The sequence below is a fragment of the Fulvivirga sp. genome (genome assembly GCF_040218215.1).
Classification (GTDB): domain Bacteria; phylum Bacteroidota; class Bacteroidia; order Cytophagales; family Cyclobacteriaceae; genus Fulvivirga.
Genome location: NZ_JAVJQL010000028.1, coordinates 120,427 through 141,316, shown reverse-complemented (window position 1 = coordinate 141,316; position 20,890 = coordinate 120,427). Strand labels below are relative to the sequence as shown.

Below are 20,890 nucleotides of genomic sequence, written 5' to 3'. Positions count from 1 at the left end.
TTATTTAGAAGCAGATAGCTTATAATGGGTGCTTGATAAATTTTTTAGCCGATCAGCGGCTTGTTCTGGGGTAATGTCGCGTTGGGGATTAGCTAGCATTTCATAACCCACCATAAATTTTTTGACAGTTGCTGACCTGAGTAAGGGTGGGTAGAATGTCATATGCCAATGCCAATGCGGATGGTCCTTTCCATCAAAAGGAGCCTGATGAATACCTGCTGAATAAGGAAATGAAGTCTCAAACAGGTTGTCATACCGTATGGTGAGCCACTTATAAGCACAGGCAAATGCTTTTTGCTCCTCCTGGTTCATTTCTGTAATCCGTTGCATTGGCCTGTTAGGGATTATCATGGCTTCGAAAGGCCATATCGCCCAAAAAGGCACAACAATAGTAAACTGATCATTTTGGTACAGTACTCGGATTTCTTCCTGACCCTCAGCTTTTAAGTAGTCACCAAGCAATGTTGATTTATGTTTTAAAAAGTAATCCGCTTGATTGGAGCTTTTCTTGGCAGGTTCATCAGGAATACTTTCCTGAGCCCAGATCTGTCCATGCGGGTGTGGATTTGAACAGCCCATAATGCTGCCTTTATTTTCAAATATTTGTATGTGGTTGATAAACTCCTTCTTTCCTAATTCCTCGCATTCCTGAACCCATAGCTTTACTACCTTTTCAATTTCCGAAATTCTCATTTCTGGAATTGTAAGATTGTGCCTTGGACTGAAGCAGATAACCTTGCAGATACCTCTTTCACTTTTATATTGAAAAAAACCGCTGTCTTCTACCGCAGAAGGCACTTCAGGTTGCAATGCGGCAAAGTCATTTTCAAATGAGAAAACATTTTGATAATCAGGATTGGTTTCCCCATTGGCACGCTGGTTCCCCGGGCATAAATAGCATGTTTTATCATAGGTTTTTGATTCTGATAAATCTGCAGTTTCCTTCTGGCCTTGCCATGGTCTTTTGGCCCTATGAGGTGAAACCTGCACCCAATCTCCGGTGAGTATATTGTAGCGTCTGTGCGAATGATTATCGATGGAAAACATAATCTTTCATTTTATAGGTTTACCAGAAGAACGCATAAAGAAATGTGCATATAATCATGATTACAAAGGCACTGATATTAAATGCCCTGGGTGTAGCAAATAAACCTTCTGATAGCTTAATGGCCTTCTCATCTTCCTTATCATTATTTTGGAAATGACTAACCAGCACAATTACCAGAAACGAAAGAATGCATGTAATCATCATTTGATTCATGAAAGGAAGGCTTACAAAAATGGCAGCATCAGACCAGCCATTAGGACCTATTTTAAAATACATTGCAATAGGGATGGAAAGAAGTACTCCGATAATGGCTCCTTTGTTAGTTGCTTTTTTCCAAAACAAACCAGCTAGAAAAACTGCCAAAATACCTGGGCTAACCACCCCAGTGTATTCTTGAATGAATTGGAACGCCTGGCTGAGGTTCCCTAGTTGTGGAGCTATAAACAAGGCTATTATGAGCGCTACCACACCAGTAACTCTGCCAGTAGTCACCATTTGTTTTTGGGTAGCATCAGGCTTGATATAAGGTTTGAAAATGTCCATGGTGAAAATCGTAGAGGTGGAGTTTAGCATGGAAGCTAATGATGAAACTATAGCCGCGGCAAGAGCTGCAACAACCAGCCCTTTTAATCCGGCTGGTACCATTGTATTTATGAGCCATGGTGCAGCATTATCATTGGCCACAGAGCCATCTTCAGCTATAAAACCGGGTGCCATATTCGCCATTTCCAAATCCCCTCCAGGTGCATTAAGCACATAGGCTACAATGCCTGGTACAACTACAATAAACGGAATGATTAGTTTCAGAAAGGCAGCAAAGGCTATTCCTTTTTGAGATTCTGCAAGGCTTTTGGCCGCCAGCGTACGCTGGATGATATATTGGTTAAATCCCCAGTAGTATAAGTTAGCCACCCAAAGACCACCAATAACTACGGACAAGCCCGGTAGATCAAACCACGCATCACCACCATCGGGTTTGATTATTTCACCTTTTGAGAGGATCATTGAAAACTTCTCTGGTACAACGGCATAAATATGTTTGAGTCCGTTGATAATACCTCCTTCAGGAGCTACTGCATCAAGGGCTATAAAAGTTGTGACTAATCCCCCGGCAATCAACAATACCACCTGAACTACATCAGTCCATGCTACGGCAGATAGCCCGCCCCATAGAGAATAACCGGCAGCAAATACCGCTAGGCATATAATGCTAATAATTAGTAAACTTCCATCTCCGGTTCCTAAAATAGTATCTAATGCCTTGGCGCCCAGATAGAGCACTGAAGTGAGGTTGACAAATATGAATAGCGCAATCCAGAATATGGCAAGGATGGTTTTTAGCTCTTTGCTGAATCTTTTTTCAATAAATTCAGGGATGGTGTACAGGCCCTTTTTTATAAATATGGGCAGGAAATATTTGCCAACTATCAATAAAGTAATAGCTGCCATCCATTCGTAGGAGGCAATAGCCAGCCCAATAGCAAACCCTGAACCTGACATGCCAATGAACTGCTCAGCCGATATATTGGCCGCAATAAGCGATGCGCCAATGGCCCACCAGGGCAATGACTTACCTGCTAGAAAGTAATCTTCTGTACTTCTTTCCTCTCCTTTTTTCTTTCTTGAAACCCAAAGGCCCAGGCCAACTATTATGATAGCATAGCTTATAAATACAAAGTAGTCCAGAAATGCGAATTTCATATTTCGGTTTGTTTAGGCATTATTTAAAGTGACAGGTTCAACATTTTAATTATTTACTAACTGGCAACCATTAGATATTTCTATGGGTAAAAAAGTGGCTTCCTTATATTTCATGGCATAGGCCGAAGAAACTTCCTTAATTACGTCATTTAATTTTTCAGTTTCAACCACAGCTATAATACAACCTCCAAAACCACCACCCATTTGCCTCGCACCAAGGGTGAATTTATTATCTAAAAATTGATCAGCCAGAAAATCGGTTTGCTCACAAGTTATTTCAAATTCATATCTCAAGCCATAATGAGCTTTGTTAAGCAGGTTACCGATAGTTTGCAAATCATTTTTTTCGAAGGCTGTACCCATATCCAATACCCTCTGGTTTTCTTCTATAATAAATTTGCAGCGTTTGTATACTGTATCATTTAAAACGGGTTCAAACTCATTGAGCATATCCATATTGATATCTCTCAAAGATTGGACATTGGGGTATTTTGTTTTTACCAGAGCAACACCTTCCTCGCACTGCTGTCTTCGTTCATTGTAGGCAGAAGTAACTAAAGAATGGCTCACATTGGAATTGCAAAGCACCAGCGAGTAGTTCTGCAGATTTACTTTCACATAGGTTAATTCAAGATTCCGACAGTCAAGAATAAAGGCCTGATCTTTTTTACCCATTAAGCTTGAGAATTGGTCCATTATACCACATTTCACTCCGGCATAATTGTGCTCAGCCGCCTGGCTTATTAGTGCCATTTCCTTTCTGCTTAAACCTAGATTATATAACTCATTTAGCCCGAAGCATAGGCCACATTCAAGAGCTGCCGAAGAAGACATGCCAGAGCCGACCGGAATGTTACCAGAAAACGCAAGGTTAAAACCTTCGATAGTCTTGCCTGCATTTTGTAGCTCTGCCGCTACACCTAGCACATAGTTTTTCCATGTAGGGGATGGAATGGCCTCAATATCATTAAGGTCGAAGGTAAAAGACTCATTTTCGTCAATTGAAATACAAGTACATCCTGTTAAAGAATTTGATGGTCCCATGGCAAAATAAATGGACTCACTTATAGCGGCAGGAAATACAAAACCCATATTGTAGTCTGTATGTTCGCCAATAATATTTATACGACCTGGGGCAGAAACTACTAATGCCTCTTTCCCAAATTGAGTATTGAATACTTCTACAACCTTATCGACTAGATTTTGCATTTAGAGTAACTACTGTCAGACTAATATAAATATTTATAAACGTAATAATAACGTTTATTTTGTATTTTTGAATATGGCCTATGATGAAAGTAAAAAAGCCTGGGTTGCAGTCGATTGTCTGGTGTTGGGATATGATGTAGAGACAAAATCTATTAACGTTCTCAGTTTTAAGCGACAGATAGACCCTTTAGCGGGTCAATGGTCGCTCATTGGGGAGTTTATCAATGAAGAGGAGGGTATTGATGATGCCGCCAAAAGAGTTTTAGAGAAGTATACAGGGCTAAATGATGTATTTCTTGAGCAGATCAGTGTTTATGGTAATACAAACAGGGACCCGGCAGGCAGGGTAATATCCATATTGTACTGGAGCCTAATTAAGCTTGATGATATACATAAGGGTATTGTAAATAAACATGGAGCCAGGTGGTTTTCGATAGAAGACCTGCCAAAAATGGTCTTGGATCATGGTGAGATGATAAAATTTGGGCGTGAATATCTTTTGTCTAAGGCCAAAAACACTCCACTTGGCTTTGAGTTGCTACCACAAAAATTCACGCTACCACAACTACTTCACTTATACGAAGCCATTTATGGCAATCAATTGGATGATAGAAACTTCAGAAAAAAAATACTTTCTACAGACTTGCTTCAACGATTGAACGAGAAAGATAAGTCAGGCTCGAAAAAAGGGGCTTTTCTCTACCAATTCAATCAGGAGAAGTACCATGAGTTAATGAGCAAAGGGTATCATTTGGAATTGGTTTGAAATTCAAATGGCTAGCTATTAATTAAAACGCTTCAATTCATTGATGCTCAAACAGTTTATCCGATGTAAGGTCCTTTCAACTAGAATATAAGCATACTGTTGACTGAGCTACAACAACGGACATGTCATATCGTTAATAAAGGTGTTCATAAAGAGCAAACCATATAGTATGTCAATAGTTAAAAGTGTACTTCACGTCTTAAGTTGGCTGATCATTCAAACAAGTAAATGTGCTGAAATGCACCTTTATAATGCTGCCGTTTAAAATATAGCTGCGTTTGTAAACTTAACGGGTAAGCCCGAAATGATGAGGAAAATTTTTGATTAAGATCAACTTAACTATGAGAGACAAACTTAAAATACTGGTTGTTGAAGATGACATATACTTCGTACAGGAGCTTCAACAAAACCTTGAGGAGTTTATAGCGGCTGTTTATCCAAATCTGGACTTTAGCATAGTTACTTCCACTAATGCTCAAGACTTTCTGGAAAAGTTAGATAAAGACATGGATGTAGTGGTAATGGACTATTATCTGGAAAATGATTTCGGTGAGGTACTGTTTCCAGGCACTTACCTGATAAGGGCTATTAACCTGTATTGTAAGGAGTGTAAGGTCATAGTTATGTCTGCCATTCCTGACAAGTTAATGGCATCCAAATTAATAAGAAGCGGCATATACGATTATATAACCAAAGGCGAGCATGTCTTTTTCAGACTTGCTCTCACTTTGGACAAAATAGTAAAAAGAAAGCTGCAGAAAGCTGCAGCCTGATTCTATGAAGCCGGGTGCCTTCATAGATGATTAAATTGCACCAATTATTTCAACTAAATTTTAAAACCATGAAAACGTTAAGACAGAATTTTTCGGTAATGATTATTGTAATGGTGGCTTTAGTATCATGTAACCAAGAGAAAGTAGATCAGCTTTCTGAAGAAAATCAGCAGTTGTCCTCAGAGACAGCTGACTTAAATACTCAGCTTGAGACTTACATGAAAACTTTTAATGATATAGAATCTAACCTGGCTGAAATTAAAGAAAGGGAAGAGAAAATAAATTTAAAAACTTCAGACAATGTTGAAGATCGTAAGGATGCGAAAACCGCTATTGTTGAGGACATTCAGGCTATTAATGGTTTGATGTTGGAAAACAAACAGAAGATAAGTCAACTTCAAAATGAGCTGGAAAGTACAGACAGTGAGTTTAGAAAAATGGTAGCTAGTCTTAATAGAAGGGTGAAAGAGAAGGACTCAGAAATTGTGACTTTAAAAACAGACCTTGAGCAGCTGAATATTGAGAAAAAACAACTTGCACAGACCGTTGTGCAACTTGAGACTTCAGTGGATACCCTGGAAAATAAAACAGCTATACAGCGTAAGGTTATAGATGCTCAAACCAGTATTATAGCTGACAAGGAAAACGCCCTTAATACTGCCTATGTAGCTGTTGGTACTTATAAAGATTTGAAGGAAAACAAAGTAATCAATAAAGAAGGAGGTATATTGGGCATCGGTAGTACCGAAAAACTTAATGATGACTTCAATCAAGAAGCATTTAACAAAATTGATATCAAAGATGTGACAATAATACCATTAGCTTCAGAAAAGGCTGAATTGGTTACGACTCATCCAAAAGGTTCGTATCAATTAGCAATGGACGATGTTGCGAAAACTGCACAGCTCCACATCCTAAATCCAGATGAATTTTGGGCATCTTCCAAATACCTGGTGCTTATGGTGAACTAAGCAAAATTAATTTACAGAAAGGCTGTATCGATTAAGATCGATAGACGTTTAAAGTTATATTGATTGATACAGCTTTTCTGATTTTTATTCAAGTCTATAAAACCAAAAACCTACACCAATAAATTATGAAAAAAACCGCCACAATTTTGCTAGCCGTATTGCTTATAGCATCGTGTAAAAGCAATAAAAAAGTTACAGACCTTTCGAATAAAGATACTCAGCAGGAGACAGCAACCGTAACTGAAAAACCTATAAAAGGAGAAATAAAAGAGCCTGTTAAACCAGCTAAAACAGAGGTGACCATGGCTGAAAGGCAACTTACACTTACTAATTATTTCAATGCTATAGCTAATGCCAGTAGTACCACTTCTGCCAATAATAGTATAAATGAAGCTTTGGCATTATTTAGCACATCTTCAGTACCAGTTCTTATTGTTATTCACAGGGATGGTGATGTTGCAGACTATGACAAACCAACTGTAATAAAGGATTATCTCAACTACCTGAAAGATCAGAAAAAGAACATTAACCGAATTGAGGCTATGGAACTGGATAGCAATGGGAAAATCAAATCACTTGAATTAATTAGAAGTAAATAACATATGAAAAATACAATCATAAAACCGACATTCTGTATAGCAATTCTCTTTTCTGTCATTTCGATGGGTTCAGTAAATGGACAAAGCAAGGATATTAGCCCATCGCGAAAGCAAGCCATTGACTCATTGGCATTAGAAAAGGTTAGGGATTTAAGCAAGTACATTGCTATAATAGGTGATAAGAAAACCCAATACACCGAAGCTAACCGGGTGATGGACAGGGCAGAAGAGCTGTTTGCACCAGGTAGTGAAATGGGCGTTTCTTCACTTACTTCAAATACGGTGGAGTACTATGTGGTGAGAAAATACTTTGAGCGCCTGATGGCACTTAATTACGAAAAGGTAAAAATCGAGTGGTACAATATCCATTACATCAGCGATTTGGAAAAGCAACCTGATGGCAAGTATGTTGGTGTTGTTACAGTATATCAAAAATTTGAAGGCTCCAACGGGGACGAAATGGTCTATAAGGATACTACCAAAAAGGACATCACCATTTATGTAGAGAAAAAGCAAACCCAAATAGCGGGCAAAGTCATTGAGTTTTGGGATGTAATGCTTGGTGATATTAAAGTGACCGAAACCACTGCATGAGATCATTAGTTTTATTAGCAATTACTACAGGTTTGTTGCTAACATCATTTCACTCACAAGCTCAGCTTGTGAGTGAAAGTGATGATGAAAGTAAGCTCTATGCTGAAACTAAGCAACTAAATCAGTTTTTCAGAAGGTTCAATGGCGAGGAAGATGAAAAAGGGAACCGTTATTATGAGAAGGACAAAGAATACAGAAGTGTAAACCTGAGAAAGAAATATCTCCCCGTTTTATTTGACAAGGAAAACGCCAGTCTGTCACGGGATTTAAAAGTTGAATTTGCTGATCAGGTACTGGATAAAAAGGATCCGGCTTTTCTTAATTTTCATGATGCCAATTGGTTTGCCGAGGTAAATACGGTTTTTATGCTAAAGGGTAAAGCACAGCCATTTACGCTTTATCTCCAGCTGGAGAAGCAGAATGATGGTTCAAAGTGGGTTATTTATAATGTGTATTCACCCTATCTGGCAAAGTATTTTGAGCGTGACACCTCTCAGACTACCAATTTCCTTCATCCTATGAGTCATGAGCTTGATTTTATGAATTTGCATAAGGCATTTGGCCATACAGAAGAGGTGGCTGCTTATACTAATAAAGATTATCGCTCAGACTTAATCTCAATTTTTATATATGAGATTAAAAATGGGAATCTAAAATTTCAGACCGTGACCTCACTTAACTTTCACCTCTTTCAATTGGACGGCTGGTACCTTGAACTGTCTGAATTTAATAGGCCCGGTTATAACAGAGGGTGGTTAATATCAGATTTGGTAAAAGTAAATAATGAAGAAAAGGGCTTGCTTAAGAGCCACATTATGCATGAGAAATAAGCTTAAAGTATTGGCAGTATGGTTACTTTTGTTGCTGGCCATACCCGCTCATTCGCAGACAGAATTTAGTGAAGAGGAAATTGCGTCTTACGAAAAGGATGTAACGGATATGGTTTCTTTTTTAGAATATATGCTCAATACTGTGGGCAGTTCGGCTACTTCAGCAAGGGACAAGGAAGTAATCATCACCCAAAGCTTTAGGAAAATATTCAGGGACGATGAAGTGCAGATTGAAGATGACCTTGATGAAAACCGGGATGTGATTACTAACAAAAATGTAAGCGCCTACTTTAAGGACGTAGATTTCTTTTTTGAGGGGGTTCAATTTGATCTGGAGATCAATAATATCTCAAATAAACTCAATGCCGGAGGCAACCTGTTTTTCAAAGTAGAGCTTGTACGTACACTTAAAGGGTTGAACCATGAAGGAGATTCTGTTAAAAATTCGAAACCCAGATTCGTTGAGCTGAACTACAATCCGGAGATCAAAGATCTAAAGATTGTAAGTATCTATACTAATGAATTTGACCGCTCTAAATACCTTAAAGAATGGTGGGCCAATCTTTCCTTTGGGTGGAAATCTATATTTAAGGAGAAATTCAATATAGTTTCTGATGAGCCGGGTTCTGAAGCGTTGAAGAAAATGCTGGAGGCCAGCAGCTTGGATTTATCTGAAAACCAATTGCTTCAGGATATCGATCCTTTGGATGAATTTAGACAGTTGCAATCTCTGGATTTATCATATACCATGATCAGCGATATTACTCCGCTAAGGAATCTGAATAACTTAAAAACCTTAAGGTTAAATAATACATTAGTTACCCATATAGACGCTCTCAAATATGCTACAGGAATTGAGACGCTTACTCTAAACGCTACAGCTGTAGATGATATAAGTGTTTTAAGTGGCTATAAGAACCTTAAGAGTCTTAATATAAGTGGTTCATTTATTAAGACATTGGCTCCACTTTCTTCGCTAACGAATATTCAGTCCCTTGATTTTTCAAATACTTCTATTAATGACCTTTCTCCTTTATCGGGTATGGAAAAACTGGAGCTGTTGTATGCGTCATCTTCCAAAGTGAGTGCTATCGGTAGTTTGTCTCAATGTACTAATATAAGGGAGTTGTATTTGGATGGTACCGGCATTATTTCAATTCAACCTTTGAGGGAGCTTCAAAATCTGGAAATATTGAATATTAGCAATACCAGCGCGAACGCACTGCAGGATTTAAACAGTCTGGATAAACTTGAAAAGGTGTATTGTGACAACACATTGGTGAGCAAGGAGCAGGCTGAAGCTTATATGAAAGCCAATCCACAAACACTGGTAATTTATGAGTCTAAAAACCTAAAAACATGGTGGATAGAACTTGAAGATGATTGGCGAAATGTAATTAAGAAAGTGGTGAAAGTGGGTGATAATCCTACTGATGAAAACTTGGCGCGGGTTGCGCTGATTGACTCATTGAACATCAGTGGTATTAAATCCATATACTCATTGGCTAATTTAACACGGATGCCTCTACTTACCTATTTAAATATTAAAGGCACTTCCGTGAAAGAGTTGAGAGAAGTGAGCGAGCTCAAAGCTTTAAAGCATCTGGTATTTAGCAATACTGCTGTAGCCGATTTAGAACCCTTGTCTGATCTCAAGCAATTGAAAATTGTTGAGGCCAATTTCACTGGTATTGAAAGCTTAAATCCATTGTCTAATTCAGAGAATATTGAAATAGTATTTGCTGACTCAAGCAAGGTTTGGGATACAGAAGCCATAGATTTTTTAAGATCGCATCCTAAGGCTACTGTTGTGTATAAAAGTCAGGATTTGGCAAAATGGTGGGAGTCATTGCCCGACCTGTGGAAGGGAATATATCGACAAAATATGCCCTTGCCTGATGCTCTGGATAAAGTAGCGTTGCATAAGCTGAGTCAGCTTGAAGAGATACAGTTTGAACGAGAAAATGTTAGTTCGTTAAGTCATTTATCTGGATTGATCAGGCTTAGAAATCTGAATTTTAGTGAAACAGCGGTTTCTGATATTACCCCATTGGCGAGACATTTTTACCTTGAGCAGCTCAATATTAGTCAAAATCCCATTGAAGATATTTCTCCAATTTCAGATTTGAAAGAATTAAGAATGCTTAATATTTCAAACACATTGGTTAGAAAGCTGGAGGGTATAGAAAGTCATAAAAACCTCGTTTATTTTGATTGCTCTGGAACACAAATAAAAAGACTTGATGGACTTGAAACTTTACAATATCTGGAAACACTAAATTGTTCCAATACCAGGGTTAAGCACCTTGATCCTGTTTATTATTCCAACTTGAAACTTTTAAAGTGCTTCAGTACTCGTGTTAGAAGTAATGATATTGAAGAATTCAGGTCGAACAATCCAGATTGCAATATTCTATATTATTGAATGCAAACTCTCGTTTACAGCGAAAAGCTAAATTGTAATATTTTGTTCTAATCAATTGATAATCAGAAGTGTAAAAAATTCACTTCTAGATATAGTATAATTAAATTTTATTTTAGATTATTTAAACGCATACTTGTGATTGTCCTCTTGAATAAATTATATAAATAAAAGTTATTCTTGTTTGTATTATTTGTTGAAAAGCTGACTGTTTGTTCAAAACTAAAGTGCTTAAAAGTGCAATTGTTTAAGCCTATTGACGTTCTGTAAATAATAGACTTACTATAAAATATAAAGACAGTTTGGTTTGATTTAGTTGTTAACTAAGTCAACGAACCCCACCTCGAGTAGGTGGGGTTTTTTATTAGCCTATAAAAAGAAGAGCAAGCAGCTAATTGCTACTTGCTCTATACCGCCAGCATGGAAAATGGCGGTGTCCACCTTACTGTAAACCAAAATTGATCTTACTCTACATCAATCTGTCCATCATTATTATCGTCTTTGCCTGAATGTATTGCTCCCTGAAAGTTATTGGCTATTGCTAGCGCAATAGAAGCATTGGAGCTGTTGTTAATTCTTATTATATCGTCATCATCCACTTCTGCATTCTCAAGATTCATGTCTGCAAAAAGCTCATCCAGATTTATGATTACCAATAGCTTGTTTAAATAATCCTGTTTCAGATTAAAACCTTTGCCAGCCTCTAGCTCTATCTCCAACTCGAAGTTATTGCTGTACTCTACCATAGTAGCTTCCGTAGCACCATCGGGTAAGTATTCAAATGTTACAATCATAGTCTTGTCATCACTTAAAACAGGCATAACCTCAAATTCAATTTCATCATATATGGCTGGACTGAGTTCTGCAATATCAATTTCAGGTTCGCTGGATTCATCAATTAAGTCGATCACAAAAGTTCCTTCAAATTCTATTTCTTCGTCATCAGCTTCTCCATCTTGATCCAAATCTTCAAAACCACCTTCATCTTCAATATTTTCTTCCTCCAATGTTTCAAACTCAATTTCCGTAACCCCTAGAAATGCTTCTTTAAAAATAAGTCCGGTAGCTTCGGTACGCTCATTACCGAAAGAAGACTCATTGGTTACGGCCTTTATTTTTAAGGTAGTCGAAGCCATGGGAGTTACATTTTTACTTTCGCTGTCATCATCACATGCCTGTAAGAAAATAGTAGCCGCCAACATTACAGATTGCGCAAAAATTCTAATGCTTTTTTTCATAATCATATAATTTTAATAAATGACCTGATTAAGTTTTTAAGGCCATATTGCTTCTTAAACGAGTTATTTGAGCAATTCTTTTAGGGCTCAAGACGAACGGAGTTTATACTCTTTAATGCACTGAAAGAGCAGTTGTATCAACCATTGATATAAATATAAATTGACCTTTAAGTTGGGGTAGGATTCGTTGCTATTACCACCATTGCTGTGGGTAATTGTCAAGGCAAATTTTCGATTTTCACTCAAGGCTGTTTTTGTTCATTCAAACTTGAGAATATGTCAATCCGTCTGAATACAAGTATTTTCAGATACTATCACCCAAGTTCTTGGAGTTTCTATTGTATGGGATTTTGGTACAAAAGGAACCTTATCCAGCTTTTGAATGTGGTGCATTTAAGTAAGGGGCAGGATAAAACAGATATTCAAGGCACATTAAGAAGGGTAAGCAATAGTATTCAGATAAGAGGGGCCAATATATGGATACTTTTTTGTGCCAGCCTGTTAGCTTGTGTTGGTCTCGATACCAACTCAACAATATTGCTAATCAGTGCTATGTTGATTTCTCCATTAATGACGCCTGTTCTGGGTGTGGGCATTTTCTATTTTACCAATGATCTGCAAAATTTAAAATTGGCTCTTAAGAAGGTGTTTGTCGCGGTATCAATAACCATTTTTACCAGCCTTATGTATTTTCTCATTACCCCTTTTGGTCAGATTACCGAAGAAATTTCTGCTCGTATCAAGCCAACATTAATAGACGCATTTATAGCCTTTATTGGCGGTGTAGTAGGCATTATTTCTTTGACAAGAAAGGAACATACCTCCGTAATGCCGGGTGTGGCAGTCGCTATTACGCTTATGCCACCACTTTGCGTTATAGGTTATGGCTTGAGCAAGGCAGATGCCAGCATACTCTTTGGAGCATTTTACCTTTTTCTTATAAATATAATTATCATCTGTTTTGTATCGAGTTTTATTGTGAGATGGCTCGATTTTCCCATAAAGAAGAGGGCACCTAAAAAGTATCCAAAGATGTATCTGAGGGTTAAGATTTTGGGATTGTTTCTGCTACTTTTTCCTGGCACCTATTGGTTCATAGAGGTCATTTCTTTTAAAGACCAAAAGGGTCAGGTGGAGAATTTTATTGATGACAGAGTTCGGCCTATTTCAGAAGTTATAAACTGGAGAATCATCAATAATGACAGTTTAAACAGGGTGGAAATTTTCACATCAGGAAATATTATCAATGAAGATTCTTTAGACTGGCTACAGTCGTCTTTTGATAGTTTGAATATGAAAGGTCTGATATTTGAAATCTATCAGCCAGATGTTAAAAAGGTGATAACGAAGGTAAATCAGATTGTGGATAGCGTTGGGCAGGTCAGAGCTAAGAAAAAGCAACCCACAGTAAAGGAGATATTGAAGGAGGCCGAATTGATTTTTGATGACGTGGATCGCATTTATTGTAAAAATTCAGGGAGACGCGAGTACCTGGTGGACTGGAAAGGGTGGGATTTGACCGTCATTAGTAAGAAGAAAAAATTGCATCGAATAAAAGAATTTATTCAATTGAGAACGGGCATGAGTGTTGAGGTTGAATCATCTTAAACAACATAATAAGACTTGAACTATTCTTGTTTTCCGTTTTATGGAATAATGAACCAAAATTTTAAATTCTTGTTTAAATACAATAGAACTTATTTTTGGAGTCATTTAGCGAATAAAATTGAGCATGATTCTTGGTTTTATTAAAATTTTATTATGTTAGATGTTTTTGTACTATTTCGTGAGATTGAATTTCTTCCATAGAGGTAGTAGAGTGTTTTTAATTTGGTATAACATTATGATTATAAGTCATTTAGATAATTAGATAAAGACAGTTTGGTTTGATTTAGTTGTTAACTAAGTCAACGAACCCCACCTCGAGTAGGTGGGGTTTTTTATTTGTATGGGATAAAACAATTTGATGCTTCTGACATTATCTTCTATAATGTGTTTCATACAATTTTGAAATACAGATACTACCTTCTTAATTGCATTAATTTTAAATGTAAAAACTATGGCTTATAAGCATCCTTATAAAATAGGTAAAGGTTATGAAAAGTGTGTGGCATACTTCAGTATGGAGTTTGCTATTGATCAACCCTTAAAAATATATTCCGGTGGTTTAGGATTTTTAGCCGGCTCGCACATGCGCAGTGCCTATGATCTTAAACAAAATGTTGTGGGTATAGGCATGTTGTGGAAGTACGGCTATTATACCCAAACCAGAAAACCTAATAATGAACTTGATGTTTTAAATGAAGAACATTACTACCCTTTTCTGGAGGACACAGGTATTGTGTTGGATGTTAAAGTGCATACAGCTATCATTAAGGTAAAGGTATTTTATCTGGCTCCTGAAATTTTTGGTACGGCACCAATATACCTTTTGTCAACAGAGCACCCTGACAATGATTATCTGGCGCACACCATTACTCACAAGCTTTATGACAACAACCTGTCAACACGCATTGCGCAATACAATGTGCTTGGCATTGGTGGTGCTATGCTGTTGGATAAATTAGGACATCCAACAGAGGTGTTCCATCTTAATGAAGCGCACGGATTGCCAGCGGCCTTTTATCTCTATGATAAATTTAAATCGGTGGATAAAGTAAGGGATCACTTGGTATTTACTACACACACCCCCGTGAAGGCAGGTAATGAAGTCAATGACCCTAACTTCTTATTGGAAATGGGGTATTTCCATAATATGAATTTGAAAGAAGTAGAAGATTTGATAGGCTACGAAAATGGAAACTTTAATCATACACTGGCAGCATTAAGATGGGCTAAAAAGGCCAATGCCGTTTCTAAAAAACACCAAAAAGTGTCACAGGAAATGTGGGGTGGTTTTGATAAAATTTGCAAGATAGAAGCTATTACCAACGCACAAAACAAAAAATACTGGACTGATATAGCGCTTGAAAAAGCTTATGAGAAAAAGTCTTCCTCAGCTTATACAAAAAGGAAATTGGAACTGAAAAAACTGTTGTTCGAGGAGGTAGCAGATCAGACAGGAAAGCTTTTTGACCCTAATGTATTGACAGTCGTTTGGGCCAGGAGGTTTGCCGATTATAAACGAGCAGATTTAATTACCCGCGATTTAGAACGATTTGAGGCCTTGCTTAATAATGACAAACATCCTATTCAAATCATCTGGAGTGGTAAGCCTTATCCCCTTGATCATGGAGCTGTAGACATGTTCAATAGATTGGTTCACCTTACCAGAAAGTATAAAAATGCAGCTGTACTCATTGGCTATGAACTGAGGCTTTCTGCTATCATGAAGAAAGGAAGTGATGTTTGGCTCAATAACCCAAGAATACCGCTTGAGGCTTCAGGAACCAGTGGCATGACGGCTGCTATGAATGGCTCAGTTAACTTTTCTACTAATGATGGTTGGATTTTGGAGTTTGCAAAGCATGGCAAAAATGCATTTGTAATCCCTGAAGTAGATCTCAATTTGAGTCAGGCCGAGCAAGACCAGCAAGACCTTTACCACATGTACAATATCATGGAAAATGAAATTATTCCAATGTACTATAATAAACCTGACAAATGGATGGATATAGTTTGGAAGGCTACTGAGGATGTTAACAAAACTTTCGTGGCCAGGCGTATGGCAGAGGAGTATTATAACAAACTGTATAATATTAAAACAAGTTAAAGGGTTTGTTTTAATCTTTTGGAATAGGGTAGTCTGCTTTTGTTTTATTATCTTAAAAGAACATGGGCTTAAATTAGACTGAATGAAGGCAGGACTACTTTCCCTTTTTCTTGTTATTACTTACTCTGCACTCGCACAAACTTTCCAAAAAATCACATATGGTGTTAAAGAAGGTTTGCTTACCCACCTTACTAAAACCGTAGAGATGGACTCTCTTGGTTTTATCTGGTTGGGAACGGATGAGGGTCTGGTGCGATTTGACGGTAAAAATTTTACCGAATACCCAGAAGCTACTCAAAGTAGATATATCAAAAAAATTGTATCCATTGACAACGAACTATGGGTTTTAAATGATTTAGGGCTGGTTAAAATCAACTCTTCCCCAGATACAGTTTCCTTCGAAAGAATCATCGATGGCATTCGTTTTAAATCAGATTCATTACTTCTATACCCAAAAGACATTTATCAGGATAAAGAAGGTAGAATATGGATATCTGAACCGGGCCAAATTGTCTTACTCAATCCTGACAACTCTATTAAAAAATTTCATCTGCCTGAATATTCGTATTCCGACAGTTTTTTTAGGTCATATACGTTATTTGAATCCTTTGGAGAACTATATGCAGTGTCATTTAATGGCCAGTTCTTTCATTTTGACGGCCAACAGTTTGCAGAGCTTTCGGTAGATTCTTCAATTTCTTTAAGTCATATAAATGCTGTTGTTAATATACAAGGAACCATTTTCCTTGGGGATAGAAACGGGCTGCATGAGGTTGAAATTAGTAGTGAAAATGCTATATCGGTCAAACACATAAAATCAGTTCGGTCAGAAGAGGTTTCATACATTGAAGCTTATGATGAAGAAACTTTATTGGTAGGATTATTTGGAAATAGTATCTACCTGCTGGATATCAATGATTTATCAATCAAAAATCAGCAAGAGGTGTTCAGGGTCAATGACATTCACATCTCTTCTGATGGAGATATTTGGGGAGCCTCTGATGAAGGTGCCATGCTTTTTAAGCGAAATTACTTTAACAGAATCCCCAATCAGGAGAATTATATAGAATCGATATGGTTGGCAGATGAGGCAATATATTATTGCCATAAAGGTGGTATTTATAAGCTCATGCCTTCCGAGAATGGTTATAGCCAGACAACCTTAATTGAAGATTTTAACGAATATTATATCAGCATTACTGGAAGTGGAAATGATTTTTGGGTAAGCAACCGAAGTTCAATCATGCATTTCAGGGATGACAAACTTCTTGATAGAATAGACCTTGATGGAAGAGGGTTTTATGTTTTTGACCTCTTACTCGATAAAAAGAATAGGCTTTGGGTAAACCAGGATAATACCTTTGGTCCTTTAATTATTAATCCGGATGGCACCCGTACAGACTTCAGAGAAAGTAATATCAAGGGTCGGATCATGGTGATTAAGGAAGGTGGTAATGGTAAAATCTATTTGGGAGCTGTTGGAGCTGAAAATTACCTTTACCTATTCAATGAGCTTAATGAAAAGTTTGAAAATTTAAGTCTTGATTTGGATGTTCAACTCAATAATGACTTTGAAGTAAATGATATTTTAGTTGAAAATGACACGGTGTGGCTAGCTACAAATGTTGGTCTTTTTTATCAGACAGATTCCATTATTTCAAGATTGAATACAGGGCCGAATATTAGTAACCTTCCCACTAAGGCCATCCAGAAAAGAGGATCAAAATTGTGGTTTTCAAACAGTTTTGGAGTTATAGGTTATAATATAAAAACACAAGAGGTATTGCTTTTTAATGAGTCATCAGGGTTAAATTCCAGATCTGGAAATGCTCAGGCACTGCACATTGGTGAAGATGGAACTAAATGGGTGGGAACAGCAAAAGGCCTGGCATATACTGCAGTGGAGGATAAGCATATTTATGCGACAAAAAAGCCTTTATTTACATCTGCAATTTATAATACCACCAAGGTCAGGCCCTCGAAACTTAGTGACCTCTTAATAAGCAATGGCGCTTACCTCAAAATTAATTTTCTTTCTACAACAATGCCGGGTAATTCAGTAATCTATCAGTACAAGACTTCTATTTCTGATGATTGGATAGATCTTGGTAATGTTAACACCATAGAAATAACTGGCTCCTCATCTGGCAATTATAAATATTGGGTTAGAGCGAAGCAACAGGGCAATTATTCATGGAGCGAAGGAGCAAGTATATCATTTGAAGTGGATATTCCAACTTACCTGCAGCCTTGGTTTATAGGACTTTCTTTAATATCAATTTTTGCTGTTGCTGCTCTGGTATATCGATATAATCGGATGCGACTAGAGGCTATTGAGCGACATATGAACAAAATTGTGGATGAAAAGACAGAGCAAATTCGGGCTGCCAATGAAGAGCTTAAACAAATTAATAAGGAGCTAGATATGTTTGTTTATTCTGCATCGCATGACATGAAGGCGCCATTAGCTTCATTAATGGGGCTACTCAATATTTATGACGCTGAAACCTCAGTTGAAAACAGGCAAAATCTAATCAAAATGATGAGGTCGAGTATTCAGAAACTGGATGCTTTCCTTCGTGAGATTATAGATTATTCAAAAAACTCCAGACTTGGTGTCAGTAGTGACCAAGTAAATATTAAGGAGCTGATTCAAGAACTGTTGGACTCATTTCAATACCTGGAAGAGTATAAATCTGTTGATATAATAGTTGACGATCAGGTTGGCACGCTTGTCTCCGATAAAAACCGGATCAGAATTATTCTTAACAACCTGGTGTCAAATAGTATCCGTTATATGGACCCAAACAAGAAAAAATCATGGGTTAAGATTTCAGTTTATAAAAAAGAAAGACTTTACATAGAAGTTGAAGACAATGGCGTTGGAATTAGACAAGAGTACATCGATAGAATATTCGAGATGTTCTACCGTGCCAATGAGATGAAAACTGGCTCAGGACTCGGCTTGTACATTGTCTATGAATCTGTAAGAAACCTTGAAGGCCTCGTGTCAGTTGAGTCAGAATATGGGGAAGGCACCAAATTTACTATTAGTCTTGCCCTTTTAGACTAGCTCTTAGACATCACCAACACAATTTTGTTCCAGTCAGCCGCAGCATTAATCACCTCTCTAAAGGCTTCAAATTTCTCTTTAGGATAGTATATCTCCTCATAGCCCTCATCTACTTGAATTTTTAATACTCCGTTTTCCAGAGTATAGTTAGAACGGAAATAATAGATTTCATTCTCGCCTTCAACTACCTTTTTCTCAAAGATTAAATCATCTAAGTTCTCAATTTTATAGCCATCAGGAATATCCACGGTTATGGTTCTATCATATTCCCTGTTAAAATCATTTTGAACCCTTGTCTTGCGCTCACTTTCCTGATAAAGTTCGGTCTGTGGCCCTATTAATTCTCCAGCTTTAAAAAGAATAATATCTCCAGCCAACTCAATAAAAGATGGAGAGTTGAACTTACTATCCACAACCAAAGGACTGTCCCATGTTTGAAAATCAAATTGTGTTTTGGCCATTGCCAAGGTGCTAATGTCAGCATCCACAGCCAAAAATTTCACAAGGCTTTTTAATAACTCTTGTTTTCTTTCTTCCTCTATCAATGGATAAACTGCCTTAATAAAGGCTGAAGAATAGCCATTAAAACTTCTTTTTAAGGTGATGGTATTCGAAGTAAGGTCATCATTAAAAGTAACTCCAACTTCCATTTTGTCAAGGTTGTCTTCAGCAGGTAATGGAGGAATAGTTTTAATCTCCGCTTTAGGCAATGGCATATCATCGACAAATTGCTCAGTTACAAACAGACCGTCTGTAGCCGTAAGATCGGCAGGTATCATCCCGTACCTGAATTCAGGACTGTAAGGAGCTAAGTATACGTCAGTTTTAGGAAGGTAGATGATGTAATCTTCCAAATAGTTATAAGTTTCAAATCCTCCATCAAAGGCAATCTCATTTCTGCTGGTAGTTAGCACCAACTGCACATCTACACCGAGTGATTTGATGCTATTCAAAAGCAGTTTGGTCATACCTATTTTTCCGGCAATTTTGTTTTCCAAAATAAAGCTTAGCTCATTGGCCTGGCCTCCGGTATTTTTATCAAAATAGAAATTTGATTTAATATAATCTTCAATGGCCGTGATCTTCAGCCTTTCAGTGTTGTATTTCTTAAGATCAATGTCTGATATCAGTTTAGAGATTAATTTCTCATCTTCTTTATCTTGTATGAAAACCTGATCGTAAAGCAGTTGCGCAGCATCTTTCCACTTAAATAATAGTCGATTTGATGCTTTGTTGTACGACAATTTAAATTCCAGGCGCTGTCTGCTATTATCATAGGAAGAAAACTCTTCTTTCTTTAGCGGTGCAACGTCTTCCGTTTTTAGTGTATAAATATTTATTCCTTCGGCCTGGTCAAAATTTATATCAGTGAGCCCGTTATAACTCTTAAATTCGAACTCTAAATTACCTGGGGATAAAAGCAGAAAAGTGCCATCAATCAATGGTTCTGAGAACTGGTAAAACTCTCTGCCAAAGTAGCTCGGGTATGATTTTTTGGTGTAGTAATATTCTATTTCGCTACCTATTTCTGCTCCTTCTATTGCAAATATTTTAAAACCTGAACCTGATTCTTCATCATTGATTTCCTTTATCTCATTCTTGTCAAATGTTATTGTTCTACCATCCTTCGTGATAGTTCGTGCCTGCAGATCCACTAATTCCAGAGCACTATGCATGGGAATATATATTCTGTTGTTTCGCGCCAGCGCATTATCATTATTTACTTTAATGATTTGATGTTCAGTTTGGTATAAGTATAAATCACCTGTGCCTTCCTCATAGGTGTATTCATATTGATGATGATATTTGATGTACACAAAAGGCAAATCTTTTTGATCATCAGAGAGGGCAGTTATTTTACGGTCTTCTTCCCAATTATATTTTTGATACTCCTGTCCTTGTGCCCATGTTAGTACAAGCACTAAGGCTATAGTTAATAATTTTCTCATCATAG

The 20,890-nt window shown here is 37.3% G+C and carries 15 protein-coding genes; 10 read left to right on the top strand and 5 right to left on the bottom strand.

The features are described from left to right. The 3 genes from RIB54_RS18985 to galK are packed head-to-tail and all read right to left on the bottom strand — an operon-like array spanning window position 1 to window position 3,958. Complete coding sequence (locus RIB54_RS18985) at window positions 1-1,047, bottom strand: UDP-glucose--hexose-1-phosphate uridylyltransferase (RefSeq protein ID WP_350102365.1); 1,047 nt, start codon at window positions 1,045-1,047, stop codon at window positions 1-3. Between the two features lie 19 nt (window positions 1,048-1,066). Continuing rightward, a complete protein-coding gene (locus RIB54_RS18980; RefSeq protein ID WP_350102364.1) occupies window positions 1,067-2,749 on the bottom strand; it encodes a sodium/sugar symporter in 1,683 nt (560 codons plus the stop codon). Between the two features lie 45 nt (window positions 2,750-2,794). Further along, window positions 2,795-3,958, bottom strand: a complete 1,164-nt coding sequence (galK, locus tag RIB54_RS18975) for a galactokinase (RefSeq protein WP_350102363.1) — start codon at window positions 3,956-3,958, stop codon at window positions 2,795-2,797. Between the two features lie 73 nt (window positions 3,959-4,031). On the opposite strand from galK, the gene RIB54_RS18970 reads away from it, so the two are divergent. The 7 genes from RIB54_RS18970 (at window position 4,032) to RIB54_RS18940 (ending at window position 10,916) form a co-directional block, all read left to right on the top strand. Continuing rightward, a complete protein-coding gene (locus tag RIB54_RS18970; RefSeq protein ID WP_350102362.1) occupies window positions 4,032-4,724 on the top strand; it encodes an NUDIX hydrolase in 693 nt (230 codons plus the stop codon). Between the two features lie 341 nt (window positions 4,725-5,065). Further along, on the top strand, window positions 5,066-5,497 hold the full coding sequence (locus RIB54_RS18965; RefSeq protein ID WP_350102361.1) for a response regulator: 432 nt from the start codon (window positions 5,066-5,068) through the stop codon (window positions 5,495-5,497). A 68-nt stretch (window positions 5,498-5,565) separates the two neighbouring features. Then, window positions 5,566-6,468 (top strand): Cbp1 family collagen-binding glycoprotein adhesin, encoded by a 903-nt coding sequence (locus tag RIB54_RS18960; protein WP_350102360.1) that lies wholly within the window; start codon window positions 5,566-5,568, stop codon window positions 6,466-6,468. A 125-nt stretch (window positions 6,469-6,593) separates the two neighbouring features. Next, complete coding sequence (locus RIB54_RS18955; RefSeq protein ID WP_350102358.1) at window positions 6,594-7,067, top strand: nucleoid-structuring protein H-NS; 474 nt, start codon at window positions 6,594-6,596, stop codon at window positions 7,065-7,067. A gap of 63 nt (window positions 7,068-7,130) precedes the next feature. Then, the gene (locus RIB54_RS18950) at window positions 7,131-7,661 is read left to right on the top strand and encodes a hypothetical protein (RefSeq protein ID WP_350103005.1); all 531 of its coding nucleotides are present in this window, start codon (window positions 7,131-7,133) and stop codon (window positions 7,659-7,661) included. Next, complete coding sequence (locus tag RIB54_RS18945) at window positions 7,658-8,491, top strand: hypothetical protein (RefSeq protein ID WP_350102356.1); 834 nt, start codon at window positions 7,658-7,660, stop codon at window positions 8,489-8,491. Before RIB54_RS18950 ends, RIB54_RS18945 begins: the two co-directional genes overlap by 4 nt. Continuing rightward, window positions 8,481-10,916: a leucine-rich repeat domain-containing protein gene (locus RIB54_RS18940; protein ID WP_350102355.1), complete on the top strand. Its 2,436-nt coding sequence runs from the start codon at window positions 8,481-8,483 to the stop codon at window positions 10,914-10,916. The genes RIB54_RS18945 and RIB54_RS18940 overlap by 11 nt, the downstream gene beginning before the upstream one ends. Before the next feature lie 461 nt (window positions 10,917-11,377). On the opposite strand, the gene RIB54_RS18935 is transcribed toward RIB54_RS18940, so the two are convergent. Then, complete coding sequence (locus tag RIB54_RS18935) at window positions 11,378-12,151, bottom strand: hypothetical protein (protein WP_350102354.1); 774 nt, start codon at window positions 12,149-12,151, stop codon at window positions 11,378-11,380. 276 nt (window positions 12,152-12,427) lie between these two features. Between RIB54_RS18935 and RIB54_RS18930 the strand changes: the two genes are divergently transcribed. The 3 genes from RIB54_RS18930 (at window position 12,428) to RIB54_RS18920 (ending at window position 18,936) form a co-directional block, all read left to right on the top strand. Then, entirely contained in the window at window positions 12,428-13,759 is a 1,332-nt protein-coding gene (locus tag RIB54_RS18930) for a DUF389 domain-containing protein (RefSeq protein ID WP_350102353.1), read from the top strand. A gap of 451 nt (window positions 13,760-14,210) precedes the next feature. Then, entirely contained in the window at window positions 14,211-15,863 is a 1,653-nt protein-coding gene (glgP, locus tag RIB54_RS18925; RefSeq protein WP_350102352.1) for an alpha-glucan family phosphorylase, read from the top strand. 82 nt (window positions 15,864-15,945) lie between these two features. Continuing rightward, window positions 15,946-18,936: a sensor histidine kinase gene (locus tag RIB54_RS18920; protein ID WP_350102351.1), complete on the top strand. Its 2,991-nt coding sequence runs from the start codon at window positions 15,946-15,948 to the stop codon at window positions 18,934-18,936. On the opposite strand, the gene RIB54_RS18915 is transcribed toward RIB54_RS18920, so the two are convergent. Beyond that, window positions 18,933-20,888, bottom strand: coding sequence for a DUF3857 domain-containing protein (locus RIB54_RS18915; protein ID WP_350102350.1), 1,956 nt, complete (start codon window positions 20,886-20,888; stop codon window positions 18,933-18,935). The genes RIB54_RS18920 and RIB54_RS18915 overlap by 4 nt on opposite strands. Between the last annotated feature and the right edge of the window lie 2 nt (window positions 20,889-20,890).